We start from the raw sequence: 22336 nt of genomic DNA, 5'->3' as shown, positions 1-22336 counted from the left end.
GGTACAGCGTTTGCGCCTGAACTTCTTGAGGCGCCGCGAACTTTGCACCTCCCCTAGGGCAAAAGGCGTGCCAGTTCTTTTTTGTCTTTGTTTTTAAAGGGTTTTTATTTGTTCTGACGGCGGGGGGCGAGGCTGGGGCAGGCTGATTTGTCGCCAGGTGGCGACAGCATTGAAGGCGTGAAAGGCAAGCTGGTGTTTTTGCAGGGATTTTTTTTGTCGCTGCCAGGCGACAGTCGACGGCGCCGCCTGACCCAGCGGTGAGCGGCGCCTGCCTGGTGCTTATTCCTGCTTGAAGGCCGCCGGCGTCAGTTCGTGTTTTTGCAGCAGGCGGTAAAACTCGGTGCGGTTGCGATCGGCCAAGCGCGCGGCATCGCTGACATTGCCGCCGGTCAGCCGCAGCAGGCGCTCCAGGTAATCGCGCTCGAACTGGCGTTTGGCTTCCGCCAGCGTTGGGATTGCGCTGGCCTCGCCGGCAACTGCTTTCTGCACCTGGGCCAGCGTCACCAGCGAGCCGGTGGTCAGCACGCAGCATTGTTCGACCACATTGGCTAATTGCCGGATATTGCCTGGCCAGGAGGCGGCGCTCAGGTATTCCAGCGCATCGGCGGCAAAGCCGCTGACGGCTTTCTGGTAACGGGAGGCGATTTTTTCCAGGAAATGCGCGGCCAGCAATGGAATGTCTTCGCGCCGCTCGGCCAGCGGCGGCAAGCGCAGCGACACCACGTTCAGGCGATAGAACAGATCCTCGCGGAAGCTGCCTTCCTGAATCAGCGTTTCCAGTTCGCGATGCGTGGCCGATACCAGACGGATATCCACCGGGGTTGCCCGCGCCGCGCCCACCGGGCGCACTTCGCGCTCCTGCAGCACACGCAGCAGTTTCACCTGCAGCGGCGCCGGCATGTCGCCGATCTCGTCCAGGAACAGGGTGCCGCCGTCGGCCTGTTGCACCAGGCCGGTCTGGCGGGCGCTGGCGCCGGTGAAGGAGCCTTTTTCATGGCCGAACAACTCGCTTTCCAGCAGATTGTCCGGAATCGCGCCACAGTTGACCGCGATGAAGGCTTGGCCGGCGCGCGGGCTGGCCAGATGGATGGCCTTGGCCAGCACTTCCTTGCCGGTGCCGCTCTCGCCGCGCAGCAGCACGCTGGCGCCGGTGGAGGCTACCATGCGCGCCTCGGCCAGTAGTTCCTCCATCACCGGGCTGCGGCTGACCAGGCCGGAGCGCCAGCCGGCGGCCGCCTGATCGACCGCGCGGCCGGGGCTCGCCAGCGATAGCCCCTGGGCAACCTTGTCCAGCAACGCCTTGCCGTCGAAGGGCTTGACCAGATAGCCGAACACGCCGCGGCTGACCGCGTCTACCGCGTCCGGCACGGTGCCGTGGGCGGTCAGCAGGATGACCGGCATGGCCGGATAACGTTGGCGTACTTGTTCGAATAGCTCCAGACCATCGATGCCGGGCAGTCGCCAATCGGTCAGCAGCAAGTCGGCACGGCGCGCGGCCAGCGCGTTCAGCGCCGCCTCGGCGCTGCCCAATGCTTCCACTTCGTAGCCGGCGGCGCCGAGGCGCAAGCCGACCAGGCGCAGCAAATCCGGGTCGTCGTCGACCAGAATGATGCGGGCGGGCGTGCTCATGGCTGTGCTCCCTTGGTCTTGCTGGGTTTCAATTGCAGATCGCGCTCCACTTCGCGCAATGCGTTCAGCTTGGCGTTCAGATCATCGTAGCGTTTCTGCAAGTCGCGGTTTTGCGCCTGCTGTCGCTCCAGCGCCTCGGTCAGCTTGCGGCGTTCCTGCAATTGTTGCAGCACTGAGCGCGCCAGGCTGAGGCTGGCGGGGTCCAATTGCTCGGGTTTGCTTAGCAAGCTTTCGAACTGGATTTGCAGCCGTTGCGCATCAGCGCGGTTTTCCGGGGCTTGGAGCTGTTGCAACAGCCCCAGTAAGCGACTGCTGCCGCAGCTTTCCCGGCCCGCGAGGGCCAAGGCCTGGACATCGCGGGTCTGACCTTGCAGCAACAAGATCTGGTTGGCATCCGGGCAGCGGATGATGGGCGCCGCCGGCGCGGTGGCGCGCGGGCGTGGCTGGGCGCAGGCGCCCAGGCTCAACAGACAGCAAAGCCAGAATAGCCGGCGCGGCCAGGCGTCAATGAAGGGGAACGTCATGATAAATTCTCCGGTTCCGGCCAGCTCAGGCGGAAGCAGGCACCGGCGGTCTGGCGCTGTTCCAGCGTCAGTTCGCCGCGCATCAATTGGGCGAAGCCGAGCGCCATCGCCAAGCCCAAGCCGGTGCCGGGCTGTTCGCCCGGCGGCGGCGGGCCACTCCAGAATGGTTCGAAAATCCGCTCGCGTTGCGCCGTCGGCACGCCGGGACCCTGATCGCAGACTTCCAGCCAGACGCCGCCGGTGTCGCGGCCATGGCGGATGGACAAGGCGCTGCCGGCGGGGCTGTGGCGGATGGCGTTGATCAATAGATTGTCGAGAATGGTTTCCACCTTGGAGCGGTCGCCGCGAACCCGGGACGCCGCGCCGGCGACATCGACACCCAGACGCTTGGCTTGCAGCAGCGGGCGGCTGGCCTGCAGCCGGTCCGCTATCAGCGCCGGCAGATCGAAGACTTCGACGGTCAAGATATCGGACAGCCATTGGCCGGCATCATAGCGCAATAAGGCCTCGACGCGCAGACGCAGGGTTTGCGCGTTGTTCTGCAGAATGAGCACGATTTCCTGCTGCTGCGGGGACAAGCGGCCCAGCACTTCTTCCCGCAACAGCGCGGCGGCTTCGTGAATGGCGGCCAGCGGGGTCTTCAATTCATGGGAAACCTGACGGAAGAAACGGCCTTTCTGTTCTTCCAGCGCCGCCAGCCGCCGATCCAGCTGAGCGAGCTCCAGCGCCAGGCGCTGCAGGTCGGCGGGGCCGGATTGCCGCCAGTCCTGCAGGCGAGCGCCATCGCTCATGCGCGCAATCTTGGCTTGCAGCTTGCGCAGCGGCCAGCTGATCAGCAGCGTCATCGCCAGCGCCAACAGCAGGGCGGAGACCAGCGACAGCCAGGCCAGCCGATCGGCGGTGCGGCGCATCTCAGTGATCGAGGACTGCCATTCGCGCTGGCTCTGGTCCAATTGTTGGTTGATCTGCAGGCTTTGCGCGCTCAGGTGCTGATCCAGTTGCCGGAACAGGCGGTCCCGTTGTGAGCCGGCGCGCGCAGGCAGCGCCTGTAACTGTGGTTGTATCGATAGGATCGATTCGGCGCTGCGCGTCAGCGCCGGATTGCCGCTACGCAGCAGCTTCTGTTGGGACAGCGCGATTTCCTGCCAGGCGCCGGCGGCGGCATTGGCCAGCGCGCGGTCTTTCAGAATCTGGGCCTGGCGCGTGGCGCGTTCAAACTGCGCGGATTGCTCGCGAGACACGCGGTTGGCGTCCTGCCAGTCCTTGGCCTGCTCCTGGTGCGAGCGCAGCGTGGTGGCGGCCTGCCCCAGTTCATTGCGCAGTTGGATCAGCACCGCGGAGGGCACGACGGCGACGATCAGAAAGCTGCTTAGCAGCAGACTGCGGAAGGAGAGAAAGCGAAGCATGGTCGGATCGGCGGTAGAGCCGCGGGCAGTTGCCCGCGGCTGGAGGCAAAGATCAAGCAGACAGCGGCGCGGCGGCTAAGTTCTGGCCGGCGATCCAGGTCGCGAGCTCGGCCACGCTCAAAATGGGCAGCGCATGCCGCTGCGCATAGTCCTGGATTTGCGCGCCGCGCATCATGCTGCCGTCCGGATTCATCAACTCGCACAGCACGCCGGCGGGCTGGAAGCCGGCCAATCGCGCCAGTTCCACCGCGGCCTCGGTGTGGCCGCGCCGGCTCAATACGCCGCCGGCGGCGGCGACCAGAGGAAAGACGTGGCCGGGACTGACCACGTCGTCGGCCTGCGCCTGTGGATGGACGGCGGCTTGTATGGTGCGCAGCCGGTCGGCGGCGGATACGCCGGTGCTGACGCCTTGAGCGGCTTCTATGCTGACGGTGAAGGCGGTGCCGTAGCGGCTGCCGTTGCGCTGCGTCATCGGCGGCAATTGCAGCCGGGCGGCATGCTCGGCGGTCAGACACAGGCAGACGATGCCGCTGCAATCGCGGATCAGGCGCGCCATTTCGGCTTCGCTCAGCACGTCGGCGGCCAGGATCAGGTCGGCTTCGTTTTCGCGATCGTCATCGTCGGGAACGATGACCGGCAGGCCGAGCCGCAAGGCGCTCAGCGCCGCCTCGATGCGTTGGGACAAGGTGTCGGGGGATAAGGCGATACTCATGGAAACGGTCCTCTGATAGTTTGAGAAACAGGTTCCAGGGCGTGAAAAGGGCCGGCGCAAGCCTGCCCGCGCGCCAAGCGCGCAGCGACCACGCCGCGGGCGGCGACTGAGCGCGGCACGCGGCCTTGTCGTCTTCTCTCATCCGGACTATTACCGTCGGCTCTGGCCTGTCACCAGATCTGCTGACCCTCCGCCGGGAGGCGGAAGCGCTCGCGGGCTCGATCTTGCGATCATACCGCCGGTGGGGAGTTGCACCCCGCCCTGAAGACGTTGCGTTGGTCCGCCAGGATTGGGCGGACCAGCGGCGATTATAGCGCCGCGGTGGTAAGATTGGGCATTCGTTTTTTTGGCCGGCGGCTGACACCATGATTGAAACCGACAACTTGTACGGCGGCGCGCCCGAGCCGCGCGTCGTTACCCAGCAAAGCCTGTCCAGCCAGGAAGAGGCGCTGGAACGCGCATTGCGCCCCAAGCAGCTGGACGAATATGTCGGCCAGAAAAAGGCGCGCGAGCAGCTGGAAATCTTTATCGAGGCGGCCAAGCGCCGCAAGGAAGCGCTGGACCATGTTTTGCTGTTCGGGCCGCCCGGCCTGGGCAAGACCACGCTGGCGCACATCGTTGCCCGCGAAATGGGCGTCAATCTGCGGCAGACTTCGGGGCCGGTGCTGGAGCGCGCGGGGGACCTGGCCGCCTTGCTGACCAATCTGGAGCCGCATGATGTGTTGTTCATCGACGAGATCCACCGGCTGAGCCCGGTGGTGGAGGAAATCCTCTATCCGGCGCTGGAGGATTACCAGATCGACATCATGATAGGCGAGGGGCCGGCGGCGCGTTCGGTGAAGATAGATCTGCCGCCGTTCACCCTGGTCGGCGCCACCACCCGCGCCGGCATGTTGACCAATCCGCTGCGCGATCGCTTCGGCATCGTCGCGCGCTTGGAGTTCTACACCGCGGAAGAACTGACCCGCATCGTCAGCCGCTCCGCCGGCTTGCTGAACGTCAAGCTGGCGGACGACGGCGCGTTCGAAGTGGCGCGCCGCAGCCGCGGCACGCCGCGCATCGCCAACCGGCTGCTGCGCCGGGTGCGCGATTACGCCGAAGTGAAGGCCGACGGCACGGTCAGCGCCGAGGTGGCGGACGCCGCGCTGGCGATGCTGGATGTGGACCCGGCCGGTCTGGACATCATGGACCGCAAGCTGCTGCAGGCGATTCTGGAGAAGTTCTCCGGCGGACCTGTGGGTCTGGACAATGTGGCGGCGGCGATAGGCGAGTCCACGGATACCATCGAGGATGTGATCGAGCCTTTCCTGATCCAGCAAGGCTATTTGCAGCGCACTCCGCGCGGTCGGATGGCGACAGCGCTGGCCTATCAGCATTTCGGCTTGCCGCTCAAGGATTGAGGCGGTGTCGCTTGTGCGCAGCAGCACGGCAATCCCTTGATCGCCGCCGCCGCCGCTCAGGCGTACAATCCCGGCTTTGACACGGCATTCCGCTGCGGCGGGGGACGATTATGTTTTACGCTCTGTTTGGCCTGACCCTGGCGGTGGCGATTGCCACTTCGGTATTCACCGCGCGTTTTTTCGATCCGGCGGTCAACAAGATTCTGGCGCGCATCCTGGGACAGGATCTGACCGACGCCTGGCGCAAATACATTTTCTTCGCCATCGTGGTCACCGGGGTGTCCGGCGGGGTGCGGCAATGGTCGCTGGAGAAATACCTGCCGCCAGCCGCGGGCAAGGGCAGCACCGCACTGGACCTGACCGGTGAACGCTGGCTGCTGGAATTATTCAATACCTTCATCGACACGCTGCGCTCCATCGCCTGGGTGATGCTGTTGTTCTTCCTGTGCGCGATGTTGGCCCATGTGATCATGAAGGCGGTGGAAATGCGCAAGGGCGAGCACCCGCCCAGTGAATGAAAAAAATCCCGGTCTCAGGACCGGGATTTTTGCATCGATCAACGACCGATCTTGATTTGCGACCATAAGCGGTTCAATTCGCGTCGGGACTTCACATCCAGGTCCTTCAAGGCCACGTACTTGCCCTTGGCCGGGTCCAGCATGATCACCGGGTTGGCCTTGATCTGCGGCTTGAAGAACGCTTCCGCGGCCTTGACCGGGTTGGTGGCGCCGATCTGGTTGGAGATCTCGGCGGCGTTCTTGCCGTCCAGCATGAAGTTGATGAAGCGGTGCGCCAGGTCCGGCCGCGGCGCATCCTTCAGCACCACCATATTGTCCACCGCCAGGATATTGCCTTCTTTCTGCGGCTGGTAAGCCAGCTTGAATGGACGTTTGGCGTGCTGCGCATCTTGCTGCGCCTGGAACAGATCGTTGGAATAGCCGTGGGCCACCCAGATATTGCCGACGGTCAGTTCCTTGATATAACTCTGGTTATTGAAGGCGGCCCAGTAGGGCTTGGCCTTGCGGATCACTTCAGCGGCGGCTTTCCAGTCGGCGGGGGAGGTGGAATTGGCGTCCTTGCCTAGGTAGAGCAGGGCGGCGGACATCAGTTCGCGCTGCGAATCCAGCACGGTGACCCTGCCTTTGATCTTGGCCAGCACCGCGGGGTCGAACAGCAGCGCCCAACTATTGGCCTGGGCCAGCACGCCGGCTTTTTGCAGCTGGGTCTCGTTGTAGCCTAATAAGGTCAGCGATACCACGGTGGGCGCCGCCACCTTGTTGCCGGCGTCGAATGGCGCGTTCAGCGCCAGGTAGCCTGTATTGAGGTTTTTCCAATTGGGCAGTTGCGCCTTGTTCAACGGCTGGGTCTTGCCCTGCTTGATCAAGGTGCTGACCGCGAAGGCGGTGGGAAACACCATGTCGTAGCCTTTGGCGCCGGCGGCCAGCTTGGCCAGCATTTCCTCGTTGTCACCGTAGTAGTCCTGTACCAGCCGGCATTTGCACGATTGTTCGAAACGCTTGGCGGTATCCGCGGACAGGGCGTTGTTCCAGTTGTAGATATGGAGTACGTCCTCGGCCATTGCCGAGCCCCAAGTCAGAGCCAGAAGCGCCGAAAGGGCCAGCTTTTTCATACGCGTGAATCCTCTAAAAAGCAGGTGATTAAGTGAACGGCAAGCCTGGACCGGCTTACCGCCTGGGGTGCGGCCACGCGCGCGGCGGGCCGGCAGGGTGTTACAAGGCGACCATATTGTCGCGATGGATCAGCTCCGGCTCTATCATGTAGCCGAGCGCGGCCTCGATTTCCCGCGTCGGCTTCTGCATGATGGTGCGCGCCTCGCTGGAGCTGTAGTTGACCAGGCCGCGGGCGACTTCCGCGCCGTCCTGATCGACGCAGGCGACTGCTTCGCCGCGCAGGAAATCGCCCTCCACCGCGCAAACGCCGATAGGCAGCAGGCTGGTGCCGCGTTCGCGCACCGCTTGCGCGGCGCCGGCATCCAGCACCAGGCGGCCGGACAGCTTCAGGTGATCGGCCAGCCATTGCTTGCGCGCCGCCATGCGGCTGGTGGGCGGCAGCAACTGGGTGCCTATGCCCTCGCCGTCGGCCAGGCGCGACAGCACTTGATGCTCGCGGCCGCAGGCGATGACCGTGGCCGCGCCACTGCGCGCCGCGCGCTTGGCGGCGAGTATCTTGGTGATCATGCCGCCGGTGCCGACGCTGGAGCCGGCGCCGCCGGCCATCTCTTCCAGCCGGGCTTCGCCGGCAACGGCCTCGTGAATGAATTCCGCGTCCGGGTGTTTGCGCGGGTCGGCGCTGTACAGGCCTTGCTGATCGGTGAGAATGATCAGCGCGTCGGCCTCGATCAGATTGGTCACCAGCGCGCCCAAGGTATCGTTGTCCCCAAAGCGGATTTCATCGGTGACCACGGTGTCGTTCTCGTTGATGATGGGCACCGTGTTCAGGTTCAACAGGCTGGTCAGCGTGGAGCGGGCATTCAGGTAGCGCGTGCGATCGGCAAGGTCTTCATGCGTCAGCAGAATCTGCGCGGTTTGTAGGCCGAAACCGCGGAAGGCGGTTTCATAAGCCTGGCACAAACCCATTTGCCCGACCGCCGCCGCAGCCTGCAATTCGTGCACGCCCTTGGGGCGCACGGTCCAGCCCAGGCGCTGGCAGCCTTCGGCAATAGCGCCGCTGGAAACCAGCACCACCTGTTTGCCGCGCCGCTTCAGTTCGGCAATTTCCGCGGCCCAGCGATTGAGCGCCGCCATATCCAGGCCCTTGCCATCATTGGTGACGAGACTGGAGCCAACCTTGACCACAATCCGGTCGGCGGCGTGAATAACCGAGCGCATCCAAAACTCCATGAATCAAACGATAGATGCCGGGGAGTTTACCCGAAAAAAACGCAGCCGCGCCGCTGACGCCGGGCTGGTTGCGGGTTTGCCGCCCGCTTGAGCGCGTAGCTCATTGATTCAATACGGTTTGGCGCTGCATCTTGGGCGAGCGGAAGGGGCGTGTCGAGTTAAAAGCTTGATCTGAATCAGAAATGGTTGCTATTGCGATATTCCATGATCTGGAACAGCGGCGTTTGCAGATGCAGTCGCGACACGCGTATCAGCGTTTCCTGTTCGCCGTCGCGCAAATGGAATTCGCGCAGCTGGCTGTACGGACGTCCAGCCATTAGCAGCAACTTGGGTGTGCCCGGCCGCTCTTCCAGCCGCAATGCGAACTGGAAGCTGTCACCAGCGTGGGTGATGCTGGGCATGGCCAGCACCGCGTGTGGCGGGGGAGCGATGAATTCCACGCCGCATTCGATTTCCCGGCCATCCGCGCGCAGCGAGATCCAGCGGACGATGGCCAGGCGGGCGTTCTCCGCTTGACCGGGCGGGGTGGTCAGCAGCAATTCGCCGGCGCGCAGCGATTGTTCACGCGGCAAGCCATGCAGCAGCAGGCCGTTGTCGTTTTGATTGGCAATGGCCAGCAGGCAAGGAGGCGGTGGCGCGCGCAGGCGGCCGGCGCTTTCTTCCTCCATGCCCGGCAATTGCCAGCTCAGATCATTGCAATGGAACCAGACGCCGGGCACCGAGGCGATGATTTCGACGATGGCTTGGGTTTTCAGGCGCGGATGCCGGCGTCGCTTGGGCTGGTGCCACTCTTCCACCAGCATAGACAAAAGCTGCAATTCGTCGGTCATCAGGCCTTGCTGGCGATTGTTCTGTGCCTTTTGCAAGGCTTCTCGGCTTTTTTCCAGGATATCGCGCAGCGGCTCAAGATCGAATAGAAAGCAGTTGGGGCCGAGCTTGTTCGCCGAAATCGGCAGAAAGCGCGGCGGCGAGTCGATCTGCTGGTCCACCAGATAGCCATGGACAGCCTGGGACAAGGCTTCGACCGGTATCAAGCGGGACTTGGGCGCCAGGTCGAAGATCAATTGCCGCGACAGCGCTTGTTCGGTGGGCGCCAGCCGGTTGCTGGACGTCAGGCCCATCAGCAATAGCTGCAGATAGATGGTCTGGATGGTGTCGTCATTGGCCAGACCCTTATCCAGCCAGCCACGGCCGCGGGCGAAGGCGTGCAGTTGATGACAGTCGTACCAGAACTCTGGTGGAGTTGGGCAATAACATTGCTGGCTGATGCTGAGCAACTGGCGCGCGGCCATCATGGTATAGGCCATCAGCTCGATCTTGGGCTGCTCTCTATCCAGCAGGCTGCGTTTGTTCAGCCGATCGTGCAGGATTTGCTTGAAGGTGATGAAGATCAGCGCAAACAACTCAACGCTCAGCAGGGCAAGCTGGCGCACCTTCTGATTGCCCAGGCTGTCATGTTGGCGGATCTCGTTTTCCAGCAAGGGGTAGTAGCGATCCAGCGCCTTCAAGTACAGCTTCAGCAATTTGTGGCGCAAATGGCTGTCCAGCGCAATCCGGGACAGGTTTTGCAAGGACTGGCTCAACAAACGCCCGCATTCAGGCAAGTCGGTGAATGGCAACCGATCCAGCCATGCCGCCACGCTATCCGGTTGAGTGTCTATCAGCAGAGGATCCATGTTTTGTTGTGGCAGGCTGAGTGAGCGCATGCAAGTGGATTCATGATGTAAATCTTGCCAAATCCCATGCTATTTGCACTCCACCGTCATGGCAAGGCGGATCAAGGCAAAGCGATGCCGTGACCGTCCGGGCTGTTGGATGCATGCGCCAGTTCATCCAGCGCGGCTGTGGTCGCGGCGATCAAGAACGCCATGTCCTCATCGCTGATCGTATAGGGTGGCATGAAGTAAATGGTGTTGCCTATCGGGCGCAACAGGCAGCCGCGATGCAGCATGGCGGCGAAGCAAGCCTGGGCGAAGTCGGCGCGGCAGGTGGCGACTTCAAAGGCCCAGATCATGCCGATGCGACGGAAATCGCGCACATCCGGGCGAGCTTGCAGGCCTGTCATCATCGCGTCGAAACGCGCCGCCTTGGCCGCGTTCTGTGTGAGCACATCTTCTTCAGCGAAGATATCCAGTACCGCCAGCGCCGCGGCGCAAGCCAAGGCATTGCCGGTGTAGCTGTGCGAGTGCAGGAAGCCGCGGCTGACGTCATCGTGATAGAAGGCTTGGTAAATCGGGCTGCTGGTCAACACGCAGGAAAGAGGCAGGAAACCGCCGGTGATGCCCTTGGACAGACAGAGGAAGTCCGGGGTGATTCCGGCTTGCTGGCAGGCGAACAGGCTGCCGGTGCGGCCGAAGCCGACGGCGATCTCATCGGCAATCAGGTGTACCTGGAATTGATCGCAGAGCCGGCGCAACTCGCTGAGGTAGAGCGGATCGTACATCGCCATTCCCGCCGCGCCTTGCACCAGCGGCTCCACGATGACGGCGGCGACTTCGCCGGCATGTTCGGTCAATAGCTTTTCCATGCTTTGGATTGCCGCGAGCGCGACATCCGCCGCGCTCTGTCCTGGCAAGGCCCGGCGCGCGTCAGGCGAAGGCGCGCGCAAGCCGGGCTTGAGCAATTCGGCATAGGTATGTGAGAACAGCGGCACATCAGTCACCGCCAAGGCGCCGACGGTCTCGCCGTGATAGCTGTTTTCCAGGCTGATAAAACGCTTCTTGCCCGGAAGCCCTTTGTTGCGCCAGTAGTGAAAGCTCATTTTCAGCGCGATCTCGGTCGCGCTGGCGCCATCCGAACCGTAAAACGCGTGCGCCAGGCCGCTGGCCTCGGCTAGCCGCTCCGACAACTCCACCACTGGGCGATGGGTAAAGCCGGCCAGCATCACGTGTTCGAGAGAGTCCAGCTGATTCTTGATCGCCTGCTTGATGCGCGGATGACCATGGCCGAACAGATTGACCCACCAGGAACTGACTCCATCCAGGTAGCGCTTGCCATCGAAGTCGGTCAGCCATACGCCTTCGGCGCTGGCAATGGGCACGATGGGCAAGGCCTCATGGCGCTTCATCTGGGTGCAAGGGTGCCAGACGGCATTGAAGCTGCGTTGCAGCCAGGTGTGGTTGGAACTCATAACGTTACTAACGGCTCTGGCAAAGACAAGGACTTAAGATGCTATCACAGTGTGGTTTGGAGCTTGGGAACTGACCAAAAACGTCACTCTTTTACGTTAAACAGTCATCGCGGTAGGGCATATGGCGAAGGACAGCGTGGTGATATAGAGATGGCATGATTCCTGCTGAAACGCGGGCACAGACCAGGCTATGGAGCCGATAGATGACGAGGAGCGGAGCGTCTGGTTTTACCCTGATCGAGTTGATGATCGTGGTGGCGATTATCGGTATTCTGGCCGCGATAGCAATACCGGCGTATCAAGACTACGTGATTCGTTCAAAAATATCCGAGGGTTTGACCTTTATTGACCATGCCAAAACCACGGTCAGCGAATCTTATCTGGCAAATAATACATGGCCGGCTAATAATGCCAGTGCGGGAATGCCCAGTACACTAACTGGAAATTATGTAAGCAATGTGCAAGTAGCTCTTAATAATGGGGTGAGCGTGATTACAGCCACGTTTCAAGCTAGCGCGGTTCCTGGTTTAGGGGTGGTATTTACTCCAAGTGTAGCAAGCAGCGGCGCGGTGCTGTGGAGTTGTTCGGGACAAGGGCAGAATATGCAATATCTGCCGTCTTCTTGTCGTTAGTGTTATTTCAGGAGGTTTTATGAATAATAGAGTGCAACAGGGCTTTACCCTGATCGAACTGATGATTGTGGTTGCGATCATCGGTATTTTGGCTGCGATTGCTATCCCGGCTTATCAGGATTATACGGTGCGAGCCAAGGTGACGGAGGGGCTGTCCGCAGCAGCAGCAGCCAAAACTGCTATTTCTGAAATGGCAATTTCGAATGGAACGATGCCAAGCACCGGCTCCGGCGCTGCTGGAGTTGCCTTTACTTCTCCTAGTACTAAATACGTAACTGGAGTGTCTTATGCATTAACTAGTGGCAATGGTGTATTGACTGTCACCCTCAACGCCTCCAATGTGGGTGGTAATGTGACCGGCACTGCAAATACGTTCCTTTTGACTGGTACCTTGGCAAGTGGCGCTGTAACTTGGGTATGTAGTGCTCCTTCAACAGGGGTCCCACCTCAGTACTTGCCAGCCAACTGCAGATAGTTTTGCTGTGTTGAATTAAGGGCTCCTTTTGGAGCTCTTACTATTTGTGGGGTAATATGCTTTTAAACCGAGTAGGGGCATTCGCAGGTGTGCTATCTTTGGCTGTTGTGTTGCCAATGTTTAGTTTTTTTCGGTTTTATCCATTGCCGGATTGGTCCTCGAGTGCAGCTTGTCTCGCTTTTGTTGCTCTGGCTATTTTGGTGGCAGTTTTTAGTCAAGCTCGAGAGAGGTTTTCCAATGCGGCTTTGACTGTTCTTTTCTTCGCTATTTATTGTTTGCTCCAGTCTGGTGTGGAGGGGTATTCTTTTTCTCTAGTTCTTTTTCTGTTTTTTGTTTTGCTGCTCTATGTGCCTTTTTGTGCCGAAGAGAATTTGGAATGCTTTGTGGCTATTTTGGCAAGGGTTATAGTCTTTTCCGCCTTGCTTCAAAGCTTGTTAGGTTGGATGCAATTGCTTGCTTTGGCTCCAAAGATGCATGGATTTGTATTGTTTGATGCTAATGGAGCTGTGTTCGGAAATATTGGGCAGAGAAATTTGTATGCTGATTTTTTAATGTGGGGCGTGGTCTCAGCTTGCTATTTATTTGCTATTTCGAGATTGAATGGGTTTTTTTTAATTCTTTGCTTGATTGTCTTTGCACTCATGGTGGCTTGGTCTAGATCCAGGATGTCTTTAGTATATGGGGCTGGTTTGGTTTTTTTGGCTTGGTTTTGGTGGTGCAGATCTCGGCCGGATGTGATTGTTCGGCGTATGGTTGCTGCTCTTTTGGGGTTCGTTGTATTGCTGTGTCTTGTTCAGATTTTTAGCCATACAATAATTCAAGTGCTTCACTGCTGTGGTTTGAGTATTAATGTGCAAAGCGGCTCAGAGCGGCTGTTGAGAGCGGGCTTGGGGGGGCGGCGTTTTATTGAATGGACTAAAGCATGGTATATTTTTAAAGAATATCCTTTTTTTGGAGTTGGAGTAGGTGGATTTTCAGCTGAGTCGGTTCGCATGGAAGTATATGCTGGGCTGCCGAAATCGCCGGAAAGCTGGCTATTTACTCATAGTCATAACCTTGTATTTCAATTGTTGGCGGAGGCAGGTCTTGTCGGTTGTTTTATTGTTGTTGTTGGTGTTGTTGCTTCCCTTTTGGGATTTCTGTGCAGAGGAAGGCAGTCTGCTGAAAATCTGTTGCTGATTTCAGTGGCTATGGTTATACTTTTCCACAGCTTTTTTGAATATCCGTTGTGGTACTTGCCTTATTTGTTAATGTTTTGTTTGGTATGCGCATTGTCACCTGGTCAAGGTAGAGCCATGGAGGTGAATTCTTCTTTGTTCAAATTTGCTTCTGTGCTTGTTGTAGTTATATGTTTTTTCTATGTGGCTTTGGGTAGTACTGTATTTGTAAAACTTGTTCGTTACAGTGTGCCTGCTGCCGCTCCTAAAATGAGAGCTCATGCGATTGAGGAGCTTACTTCTGTTGCTGGTTATCCACTTTGGTCATTAGATGTAGACATGGCCCTGGCAAATTATATTGAGCCTTCGACGGAGCGGCTGCCAGTCAAGTTGCAACTTTTTTCGCGAATCGCAAACTACCGTCCATATCCAGGGGTTTTGGTAAAGCTAAGCATGTTGCAAGCATTAAATGGGCAGCCTGAACTGGCGCGGGAGACGATGCGCATGGCTATTGCCAATTATCCAGACTACACCGCCCGTTTTGTGCTGATGCTCGCCGCGCGGCCAGAGCGCGAGATGCGGCCATTGCAAGCGGTCGCAATGAGTGCAGCTGCGGCATCAACAAAATATCCAGCCGACCCAGATCAAGCGCGTCTTGCTTCTGTAATGACAGTTGCCGAACCTGTCACAAGAAAACCTCTTTTTTAAGTACACCCGAGCTTGAGCTTCCCGTGACATCAGGTATGCTTCGGCTTTGACTCAGCAAGATTGTTTCTAGTGGCATGACCTTCCGAACCCTGACTTCCCGTTTGGCGATGCTGGCCTTGTGCCTGATCGCCATCCTGCCTTTCGCCTCGCGCATCCATTATGTGCCGCTGCCGCAGTGGTTTGGCGAGATCAATGTAGTCTGGCTGCTGTTGGCCACCGCGGTGTTCCTGCTGCCCAGCGGCGGCTTGTTCCGGCAGCTGCCGCGAGCGGCTTGGTGGTGCTTGGCTTTGGCCGCTATCTGGGCGCTGCAGCCATACTGGCTTGCCCTGTTGTTTCCCGGCATGAACTACGCGGTGGCGCTGGCGTGGCTGGCGGCGGCATTATTGGCCGCGGTCACGGCGTCCTTGCGCGAGGAGTTGGGGGAACGGCGGTTCGCGGTGTGGCTGGCTTGGGGCTTGCTCGCTGGCGGCTTGGTGCAGGCAGCGATCGGAGTGGCCCAGCTTACCGGTTATGCCGCCGACCTGGGCTTGTTCTACGATGGCGCGCATCCGACGACGAATATTTTCGGCCATATCGGCCAGCGCAATCAGTATGCGCACTATCTGATGTGGTCGGTGGTGGCCGCCGTTTATTTGTACGCGGCGGGCAACTTGCCGCGCTGGGGGCTGGCCATCCTGATTTTCGGCCTGTCCTTGATGTTGGGATGGGCCGGTTCGCGCACCATACTGCTGTATCTGGTGGCGCTGTCCGTCTTGGCAGGGCTGTGGCACTGGCGCATCGGCAGCGCTGAGTCGCGCCGCATGCTGTGGGCGATGTGGCTGTCGTGCTTGTCAGTGCTGGCGATGCAGTTCGCCTTGCCTTGGTTCAATCACCTATTGTCCTGGTTGACGCATGAGAATCTGCAGAACGCGTCTGGCCTGGCCCGCCTGGCGGCCAATGGCGACGATATGGGCTCGCGCCGCTTCGCGGAAATGCATAAGGCGTGGTTGAGCTTCCGGGCGCATCCGGTCACGGGAGTGGGTTGGTCGCAATTCGCCGCTGAGAGCGTGCGCTTGCAACCCCTGCCACAGTTCGCCGCCGCCGGTTTCAATAGCGGCTTGTTCACCAATTCCCATAATCTGATCTTGCAGTTGCTGGCGGAGATGGGCGGCGTGGTGACGGTATTGATCGTCGCTGGTTTCATCTGGGTGTTGTGGCCGTTCTTCAGTCAGCGCGCCAGCCTGGAAGGTGTGCTGGCGCTGGGTTGTCTGGCCGTGACCTTGACGCACAGCATGCTGGAGTATCCGCTGTGGTATTACTATTTCCTGGCAATGCTGGTGGTGTTCGCGGCGATGGCGCCGCGTGGGCAGCGACAGCTGGCCTGGCCTCTGCGGCTGCCGCTGTTCGCCGCCTTGATCTGGGTGGGCTGGCTCTCGTTCAGCAGTCTGTCCATGTTCTGGGAGCTGGTGGGTTTATACACGCCGACCAATGACGCCAAGCGCGATGCCGCGCGGATGGGGCGTCTGATCGAGATCGCCGAGACCCAGCCGCTGTTTGCCTACCACGCCTTGTACACGGTGGATGATTACCTGAAAGTAAGTCCGGATCAGCTGGCGCGCAAGCTGGCCTTGGAAAATCGCTTGACCGCGTTCCGGCCGTATCCCGAGGTGATGTTGAAACGCGCGCAGCTGGAGATTCTGGCGGGCCAGCAGTCGCAGGCGGAGCAGACGCTGCGGATGACTTTGGCGTCATTCCCGACTTACGCTGGGGTGTTCCTGGGGACGTTGGACGATGATAATGCCGACTGGGAACCCTTGCGAGAAGTGGCGCGTGACGCTTATGCCAAGCTGCCGGCCAAATACCAGACCATCACCGAGTAACTTGGCCGTTCGTCCAAAGAAAAAACCACAGGCAGGCCTGTGGTTTTTTTGTGGCTTCGGGGCCGGAATCAGCCGTCGATGACGACGCCCTGGCTCAGCGCGGTTTTCATCTTGCTCAGCGCCTTGGCTTCGATCTGGCGGATGCGCTCGGCGGATACACCGAACTCCGCGGCCAATTCGTGCAGCGTGGAGCCGCTGTCGTCGGCCAGCCAGCGAGCTTCGACAATACGGCGGCTGCGCGGGTCCAGCGTGGCCAGCGCCTGCTGCAGTCCTTCGGTTTGCAGGTGGTCGAAAGCGCGACGCTCCAGTTCTTTGGTCGGCTCATTGTGATGGTCGGCCAGCCAGTCAATCGGCGCGTAGCTGTCATCATCGTTGTCGTCCGCCAGTAGCGCGATATCCTGGCCACTCATGCGGGTTTCCATCTCGCGGACTTCTTCCGGCTTGACGCCAAGATCGTCGGCAATCTGGCGAGCCTCGTTTTCCGACAGCGCGGAAAAACTGCTCTTCATGCTACGTAGATTGAAGAACAGCTTGCGTTGCGGCTTGGTGGTGGCGATACGCACCAAGCGCCAGTTGCGCAGGATGAATTCGTGAATCTCGGCCTTGATCCAGTGCACGGCGAAGGAGAACAGGCGCACGCCACGATCGGGCTCGAAGCGCTTGACCGCCTTCATCAGGCCGATATTGCCTTCCTGGATCAAGTCGGCTTGCTGCAGGCCGTAGCCGGAGTAGCCGCGGGAAATTGATACCACCACGCGCAGGTGCGAAAGCACCAGCTGGCGCGCGGCTTCCAGGTCATTTTGCTCCTGAAAGCGCGTTGCAAGCTCGTTTTCCTGCTCAGGCGTCAGCATGGGTACGCTGTTAACAGCTTGGATGTATTGCTCCAGGCTGCCGCTGGTGGACGGGACGGGCAAAGCAAATGTTGTGGTCATCTGTATAACTACCTCCTTGGGTAGTGATATGTTAGCACTCGTATATGGAGAGTGCTAGCAATGAAAGGTTCCTGCGTCAATGATTTTTTCTATTGACTCGATAGTAACGCAGTGGCCTTCTAGCGGCGTGAACAGACTGATTAATAGTTGTTGAGCCGCTTACATAGCGGCTCGTCACGGGTTATTTGGGCTCTATCTTGCGCAGGTGGTGATCCGAGGCCAAGCGGGCGCCGAGCATGGCCAGCATTGCCGATGCGGCGATGGCGATGGCGAGTTCAACCGGGCTCAAATTGCGTAATTCGACTCGTTCGCCATAAAGCTGTGCAAAGTCGCGAATCGCCGGGTTGGCCACCGTGGTCAGCCAGGCGGTCAGCCCCCAGGCGGCGAGTCCGGCGAGTATGCCCTGCCACATCGCGTGGTACATGAAGGGACGGCGGATGAAGCTGTCCGGCGCGCCTATCAGTTTCGACACTTCGATTTCATCCTGGCGCGCCAGGATCTGCATGCGGATCGCGTTGTTGGTGACCAGGACCAGTGCGATGCCGAGCGCGGCGGCGAGGAACCAGGTCAGATGCTTGCCCATTTCCACCATGCCGTACAGGCGCTTGGCCCAGTCCGCGTCAAACTGGGCTTGCTCCACCATGGGCAGGCCGGAAAGCTCTTTTTGCAGCATCTCCAGTTCGCGCGGCTCCAGCGCCTTCGGAGTAACCACGAAGGCGTCGGGCAGGGGGTTGCTGTCCAGGCCATCGGTCAGGCCTGGCAAGCCATTGCGCTTTTCCATATCGGCCAGCGCGCGGCCCTTGCTGACAAAGCTGTAGCTCTTGACCTTGGGGTGATGGGTCAAGGTAGAAGTCACCGCGGCCAGATCCGCTTCTTCCGCTGACAACTCCATGAACAAGGTGACTTGAGGCGTGGCGCTCAGCCTCCCCACCCAGTCTTGCACGCTGCTGATGGCAAGGTAGAGCGATAGCGGCAGGGCGAGCGCCAGCGACAGCATCAGCAGGGTCAGCAGGCTGCCGAATGGTTGGCGCAAAATCTTGAGCAGCGCGAGTTTGGCGCTTTGCCAGTTCAGGTAGAGATAGTGTTTCATGCGGCAAATTGTCCTTCCCGCAGCCGGATGATCCGGCGGCCGTAGTCTTCCATCAGGGTTTCGTCGTGAGCGGAGATCAGTACGGTGACGCCGACTTGGTGGAAGGATTTGAACAATTCCATGATGTCCAGCGCATAGGCGCGGTCCAGGTTTGCCGATGGCTCGTCTGCCAGCAGAATACTGGGGCGATGCACCACGGCGCGGGCGATGCACAGGCGCTGCTGCTCGCCGCCGGATAGGCGGATCGGCATGGTTTTTTCCTTGCTGAGCAGGCCCACCTTATCCAGCGCCGCGCGCACGCGCTTGGCGGCGTCGCGGCGGTCGAAGCCGATGATGTCCAGTGGCAGCATCACATTGTCGAACACGCTGCGGTCGAACAGGATTTTGTGATCCTGGAACACCAGGCCGATATGCTGGCGCACATAGGGAATCTGGCTGGAGCGCAGCTTGGACAGGTTCTGGCCGTTGACGATAACGCCGCCGGCGGTAGCCCGCTCAATGCCGGCGACCAGTTTGAGCAAGGTGGATTTGCCCGCGCCGGAGTGGCCGGCGAGAAAGACCATTTCTCCGGTGTCGATGTTGAAGGACAGGTTTTTCAGGGCTTCATTGCCACCGGGGTAGCGCTTGGTAACCTGGTCGAACTGGATCATTATTCTGTTCCCGCTTTAGCTGGTGACGGCATGTGTGAGAGCGCGCAAAGGACTGCGCGTTCAGTCGAACAGCGCGTCGATATAGTCCTTGGTCTTGAACGGGCGCAGGTCGTCTATGCTTTCGCCGACGCCGACGAAGCGTAAGGGAACCGGGCGCTGCTTGGCGATGGCGGCGATCACGCCGCCCTTGGCGGTGCCGTCCAGCTTGCTCAAGATCAGACCGGTCAGGCCCAGCGCATCGTCGAAGGCCTTGACCTGATTGATCGCGTTCTGGCCGATATTGGCGTCAAGCACCAGAATGATTTCGTGCGGGGCTTCCGGCAGCGCTTTCTGGATCACCCGCTTCACCTTGCGGATTTCCTCCATCAGGTGCAGTTGGGTGGGCAAGCGGCCAGCGGTGTCGGCCAGTACAATGTCGATGCCGCGGGCGATGGCTGCCTGAATCGCGTCATAGCAGACGGCGGCGGAGTCGCCGCCTTGCTGGGCGATCACGGTGACATTGTTGCGCTCGCCCCAGGCCATCAATTGCTCGCGGGCGGCGGCGCGGAAAGTATCGCCGGCGGCGAGCAGCACGCTCTTGCCCTGGCTCTGGTAGTACTTGGCCAGCTTGCCTATCGATGTGGTCTTGCCGGCGCCGTTGACGCCGGCCATCATGATGACGAAAGGCTTCTTGCCGTTGACGTCCAGGCCTTGCTCGAGCGGGGAGATCAAGTCGCTCAGCGATTCCTTCAGCGCGCCTTTCAGTTCGGCGGAGTCTTTCAGTCCTTTCAGTGAGACGCGTTCGCGCACATCGCCGAGCAGATGGTTGGTCGCGTCCACGCCCATATCGGCGGTGAGCAACACCGTTTCCAACTCCTCATACAAGTCTTCGTCGATCTTGCCGCCGCCAAACAGGCCGGCCAGGGACTTGCCAAGCTTGTCCCTGGTTTTGGACAGGCCGGCTTTCAGCCGCTCGGTCCAGCTCATCTTTTTCAAGGAGGCAGGTTCGGCCTCGGGGGCGCTGGGCTCCGCGGCGATGGCGATAGGGGCTTGCTCGGCGATAGGTTCGGGCGCGACCGGGGCGGGCTCTGGCGCCAAGGGCTCGGCATGTGCTTGCGGTGCCGGGAACTCCATTGCCTCAATCGGGGCGAGCTCCACCGTGCTATCGGTTTGCGCCTCCATCGGCTGCGTGGGTTCGGATTTGGTTTTTCTTTTGAAGAAGCTAAACATGCGTTAAGGCCGGCTGAATTCGGTAAATGGCTAAATTGTATCCTCAAATGAGATGGCTTACCCAATTGTTGCTGCCAGGTGGCGACGAACGAGAAAATCCGGAATCTATATATAAGGAATAAACTGCCTACTGTGACATCGTGTGCGACAGATGGTGGCGGGTTTGCGCAACAATGAGGCGCGTCGGCGCGTATCGGGGTACACTCAGCCCCTTGTTTTTTGGGCAGGGCATTATGAGTCAGTCGCGTAACACGGTCAGAATCATCGGTGGCGAGTATCGGCGCCGTCTGCTGCCATTTCCTGACGCTCAGGGTTTACGGCCAACGCCGGACCGGGTGAGGGAAACGCTGTTTAACTGGTTGGGGCAGCAGCTATACGGCAAATCCTGCCTGGATCTGTTCGCCGGCAGCGGTGCCCTGGGCTTCGAGGCGGCGTCGCGCGAAGCGCGTCGGGTGGTGATGGTGGAGAAATCCCGCGTCGTGGCCGAATCCTTGAAAGCCAATCGGCAATTATTGTCCGCGATGGCGATAGACGTGGCGCCGCAGGAGGCCCTGGCTTATCTGAAAGCTTGCCGCGAGCGTTTCGATGTCGTCTTCGTCGATCCGCCGTTCGATTCCGACCTACTGGAGCAGGTGCTGCCGTTGTTGCCGCCGATGCTGAGCGAGGACGGCGTGGTATATGTCGAGGCACGGCGCTGGCCGGAAGCATTGCCGGGCTGGGAAGTGTTGAAACAGGCCAAGGCCGGGCAGGTGCACTACGGCCTGCTGCGCCGGGCGGAGGAGCCCGGTTGAGCCAGTATCCGCAGGCGGGCTCATAAATATATAACGGGGCGAGCTTGCGAGCCCGACTGTCGGGTGACAAAATTCATGATGTGGAATACTTGAGGAATTTACTATGTCTTTGATGATTACCGACGAATGCATCAACTGCGACGTCTGTGAGCCGGAGTGCCCGAACAATGCGATCTCGCAGGGCGAAGAGATCTACCAGATCGATCCCAATCTGTGCACTCAGTGCGTAGGTCACTACGATGAGCCGCAATGTCAGCAAGTCTGTCCGGTGGATTGCATCCCGCTGGATCCGGCCCATCCGGAGACGCAGGATCAGCTGCATCAGAAATATTTGAAAATCTCTGGGCAGGCGTAAACGCTAAGCTCATGAATTCATTGAGATCGCCCTGGCAGAGCCAGGGCGTTTTCGTTTTTTGCGTAAAATAATTAGAAAAAAGCGCAAAAAGCTGTTGACGGTGTTCAGAGCTATCTATATTATTCGGGTCTCTTTCAGGAGGGATTCCCGAGCGGTCAAAGGGATCAGACTGTAAATCTGACGGCTCTGCCTTCGAAGGTTCGAATCCTTCTCCCTCCACCAGAATTTGACGTCTTGGCGTGTGCGACGAAAGTTGCTGTAGGTTGTTGTTGCAGGCGGGTGTAGCTCAATGGTAGAGCAGAAGCCTTCCAAGCTTACGACGAGGGTTCGATTCCCTTCACCCGCTCCAAGCGTATAGCCTGTTTTTAAGGGCCCATGTAGCTCAGGGGTAGAGCACTCCCTTGGTAAGGGAGAGGTCGGCAGTTCAATTCTGCCCATGGGCACCACCATTTACTTTGTATTGTTTCGTATTCAGGAAATTTTGCCATGGCTAAGGAAAAGTTCGAGCGGACTAAACCGCACGTAAACGTCGGCACCATCGGTCACGTGGACCATGGTAAAACCACTCTGACCGCTGCTATCACCACCATTCTGTCCAAGAAGTTCGGCGGCGAAGCCAAAGACTACTCCCAGATCGACAGCGCGCCGGAAGAGAAGGCTCGTGGTATTACCATTAATACCGCTCACGTAGAATACGAAACCGAGTCCCGTCACTACGCTCACGTAGACTGCCCGGGTCACGCCGACTACGTTAAGAACATGATTACCGGTGCTGCCCAGATGGACGGCGCTATCCTGGTGTGCTCGGCCGCTGAC

The 22336-nt window shown here is 59.6% G+C and carries 21 protein-coding genes, 3 tRNA genes and 1 riboswitch; of the genes, 12 read left to right on the top strand and 12 right to left on the bottom strand.

Annotated features, from left to right (window positions below):
• Positions 1-279 precede the first annotated feature (279 nt).
• The 4 genes from LQT98_RS16740 to ribB are packed head-to-tail and all read right to left on the bottom strand — an operon-like array spanning position 280 to position 4271.
• Complete coding sequence (locus tag LQT98_RS16740) at positions 280-1629, bottom strand: sigma 54-interacting transcriptional regulator (RefSeq protein ID WP_231463678.1); 1350 nt, start codon at positions 1627-1629, stop codon at positions 280-282.
• Complete coding sequence (locus LQT98_RS16735; RefSeq protein WP_048411443.1) at positions 1626-2153, bottom strand: hypothetical protein; 528 nt, start codon at positions 2151-2153, stop codon at positions 1626-1628. Before LQT98_RS16735 ends, LQT98_RS16740 begins: the two co-directional genes overlap by 4 nt.
• Positions 2150-3559, bottom strand: coding sequence for a sensor histidine kinase (locus tag LQT98_RS16730; protein ID WP_231463676.1), 1410 nt, complete (start codon positions 3557-3559; stop codon positions 2150-2152). The genes LQT98_RS16735 and LQT98_RS16730 overlap by 4 nt, the downstream gene beginning before the upstream one ends.
• Positions 3560-3611: 52 nt before the next feature.
• On the bottom strand, positions 3612-4271 hold the full coding sequence (gene ribB, locus LQT98_RS16725) for a 3,4-dihydroxy-2-butanone-4-phosphate synthase (RefSeq protein ID WP_231463674.1): 660 nt from the start codon (positions 4269-4271) through the stop codon (positions 3612-3614).
• Between the two features lie 126 nt (positions 4272-4397).
• A riboswitch (FMN riboswitch) is annotated at positions 4398-4544 on the bottom strand.
• Positions 4545-4636: 92 nt separating this feature from the next.
• On the opposite strand from ribB, the gene ruvB reads away from it, so the two are divergent.
• Both ruvB and LQT98_RS16715 read left to right on the top strand, forming a co-directional pair.
• Entirely contained in the window at positions 4637-5671 is a 1035-nt protein-coding gene (ruvB, locus tag LQT98_RS16720; protein ID WP_048411446.1) for a Holliday junction branch migration DNA helicase RuvB, read from the top strand.
• A 110-nt stretch (positions 5672-5781) separates the two neighbouring features.
• Positions 5782-6189 (top strand): hypothetical protein, encoded by a 408-nt coding sequence (locus LQT98_RS16715; protein ID WP_231463672.1) that lies wholly within the window; start codon positions 5782-5784, stop codon positions 6187-6189.
• 38 nt (positions 6190-6227) lie between these two features.
• On the opposite strand, the gene LQT98_RS16710 is transcribed toward LQT98_RS16715, so the two are convergent.
• The 4 genes from LQT98_RS16710 to LQT98_RS16695 form a co-directional block, all read right to left on the bottom strand.
• Positions 6228-7301, bottom strand: a complete 1074-nt coding sequence (locus tag LQT98_RS16710; RefSeq protein ID WP_048411448.1) for an ABC transporter substrate-binding protein — start codon at positions 7299-7301, stop codon at positions 6228-6230.
• Positions 7302-7401: 100 nt separating this feature from the next.
• Complete coding sequence (gene proB, locus LQT98_RS16705) at positions 7402-8520, bottom strand: glutamate 5-kinase (RefSeq protein WP_231463669.1); 1119 nt, start codon at positions 8518-8520, stop codon at positions 7402-7404.
• A gap of 188 nt (positions 8521-8708) precedes the next feature.
• Positions 8709-10208 (bottom strand): hypothetical protein, encoded by a 1500-nt coding sequence (locus LQT98_RS16700; protein WP_231463667.1) that lies wholly within the window; start codon positions 10206-10208, stop codon positions 8709-8711.
• Positions 10209-10309: 101 nt separating this feature from the next.
• Entirely contained in the window at positions 10310-11662 is a 1353-nt protein-coding gene (locus LQT98_RS16695; RefSeq protein WP_231463664.1) for an adenosylmethionine--8-amino-7-oxononanoate transaminase, read from the bottom strand.
• A 203-nt stretch (positions 11663-11865) separates the two neighbouring features.
• Between LQT98_RS16695 and LQT98_RS16685 the strand changes: the two genes are divergently transcribed.
• The 4 genes from LQT98_RS16685 (at position 11866) to LQT98_RS16665 (ending at position 16493) form a co-directional block, all read left to right on the top strand.
• Positions 11866-12294, top strand: a complete 429-nt coding sequence (locus LQT98_RS16685; RefSeq protein WP_269326062.1) for a pilin — start codon at positions 11866-11868, stop codon at positions 12292-12294.
• Between the two features lie 19 nt (positions 12295-12313).
• Positions 12314-12769, top strand: a complete 456-nt coding sequence (locus LQT98_RS16675; protein ID WP_269326061.1) for a pilin — start codon at positions 12314-12316, stop codon at positions 12767-12769.
• Positions 12770-12876: 107 nt separating this feature from the next.
• A complete protein-coding gene (locus LQT98_RS16670) occupies positions 12877-14634 on the top strand; it encodes a PglL family O-oligosaccharyltransferase (protein WP_231463764.1) in 1758 nt (585 codons plus the stop codon).
• A 74-nt stretch (positions 14635-14708) separates the two neighbouring features.
• Positions 14709-16493: a PglL family O-oligosaccharyltransferase gene (locus LQT98_RS16665; protein WP_231463663.1), complete on the top strand. Its 1785-nt coding sequence runs from the start codon at positions 14709-14711 to the stop codon at positions 16491-16493.
• Positions 16494-16561: 68 nt separating this feature from the next.
• Here the strand turns inward: LQT98_RS16665 and rpoH are convergent, their stop codons facing one another.
• The 4 genes from rpoH to ftsY form a co-directional block, all read right to left on the bottom strand.
• On the bottom strand, positions 16562-17425 hold the full coding sequence (rpoH, locus tag LQT98_RS16660; protein ID WP_048411452.1) for an RNA polymerase sigma factor RpoH: 864 nt from the start codon (positions 17423-17425) through the stop codon (positions 16562-16564).
• Between the two features lie 181 nt (positions 17426-17606).
• A complete protein-coding gene (ftsX, locus tag LQT98_RS16655) occupies positions 17607-18515 on the bottom strand; it encodes a permease-like cell division protein FtsX (protein WP_231463661.1) in 909 nt (302 codons plus the stop codon).
• Positions 18512-19165, bottom strand: coding sequence for a cell division ATP-binding protein FtsE (gene ftsE / locus LQT98_RS16650; RefSeq protein WP_048411454.1), 654 nt, complete (start codon positions 19163-19165; stop codon positions 18512-18514). Before ftsE ends, ftsX begins: the two co-directional genes overlap by 4 nt.
• 60 nt (positions 19166-19225) lie before the next feature.
• Positions 19226-20374: a signal recognition particle-docking protein FtsY gene (gene ftsY, locus LQT98_RS16645; protein ID WP_231463658.1), complete on the bottom strand. Its 1149-nt coding sequence runs from the start codon at positions 20372-20374 to the stop codon at positions 19226-19228.
• Positions 20375-20607: 233 nt separating this feature from the next.
• On the opposite strand from ftsY, the gene rsmD reads away from it, so the two are divergent.
• The 6 genes from rsmD to LQT98_RS16615 form a co-directional block, all read left to right on the top strand.
• Entirely contained in the window at positions 20608-21165 is a 558-nt protein-coding gene (gene rsmD, locus LQT98_RS16640; RefSeq protein ID WP_231463656.1) for a 16S rRNA (guanine(966)-N(2))-methyltransferase RsmD, read from the top strand.
• A 103-nt stretch (positions 21166-21268) separates the two neighbouring features.
• On the top strand, positions 21269-21520 hold the full coding sequence (locus tag LQT98_RS16635; RefSeq protein ID WP_048411456.1) for a YfhL family 4Fe-4S dicluster ferredoxin: 252 nt from the start codon (positions 21269-21271) through the stop codon (positions 21518-21520).
• 137 nt (positions 21521-21657) lie between these two features.
• Positions 21658-21742, top strand: a tRNA-Tyr gene (locus tag LQT98_RS16630).
• Between the two features lie 53 nt (positions 21743-21795).
• Positions 21796-21869: transfer RNA gene (locus tag LQT98_RS16625), tRNA-Gly, on the top strand.
• Positions 21870-21891: 22 nt separating this feature from the next.
• Positions 21892-21966 (top strand) — tRNA-Thr (locus LQT98_RS16620).
• A 40-nt stretch (positions 21967-22006) separates the two neighbouring features.
• On the top strand, positions 22007-22336 hold a 330-nt coding region (locus LQT98_RS16615; protein WP_231463655.1), incomplete at its 3' end, for a GTP-binding protein.

It is taken from the genome of Chromobacterium aquaticum, assembly GCF_021129195.1.
GTDB classification, from domain to species: Bacteria; Pseudomonadota; Gammaproteobacteria; order Burkholderiales; family Chromobacteriaceae; genus Chromobacterium; species Chromobacterium aquaticum.
This window is presented reverse-complemented; position numbering and strand designations above follow the sequence as displayed.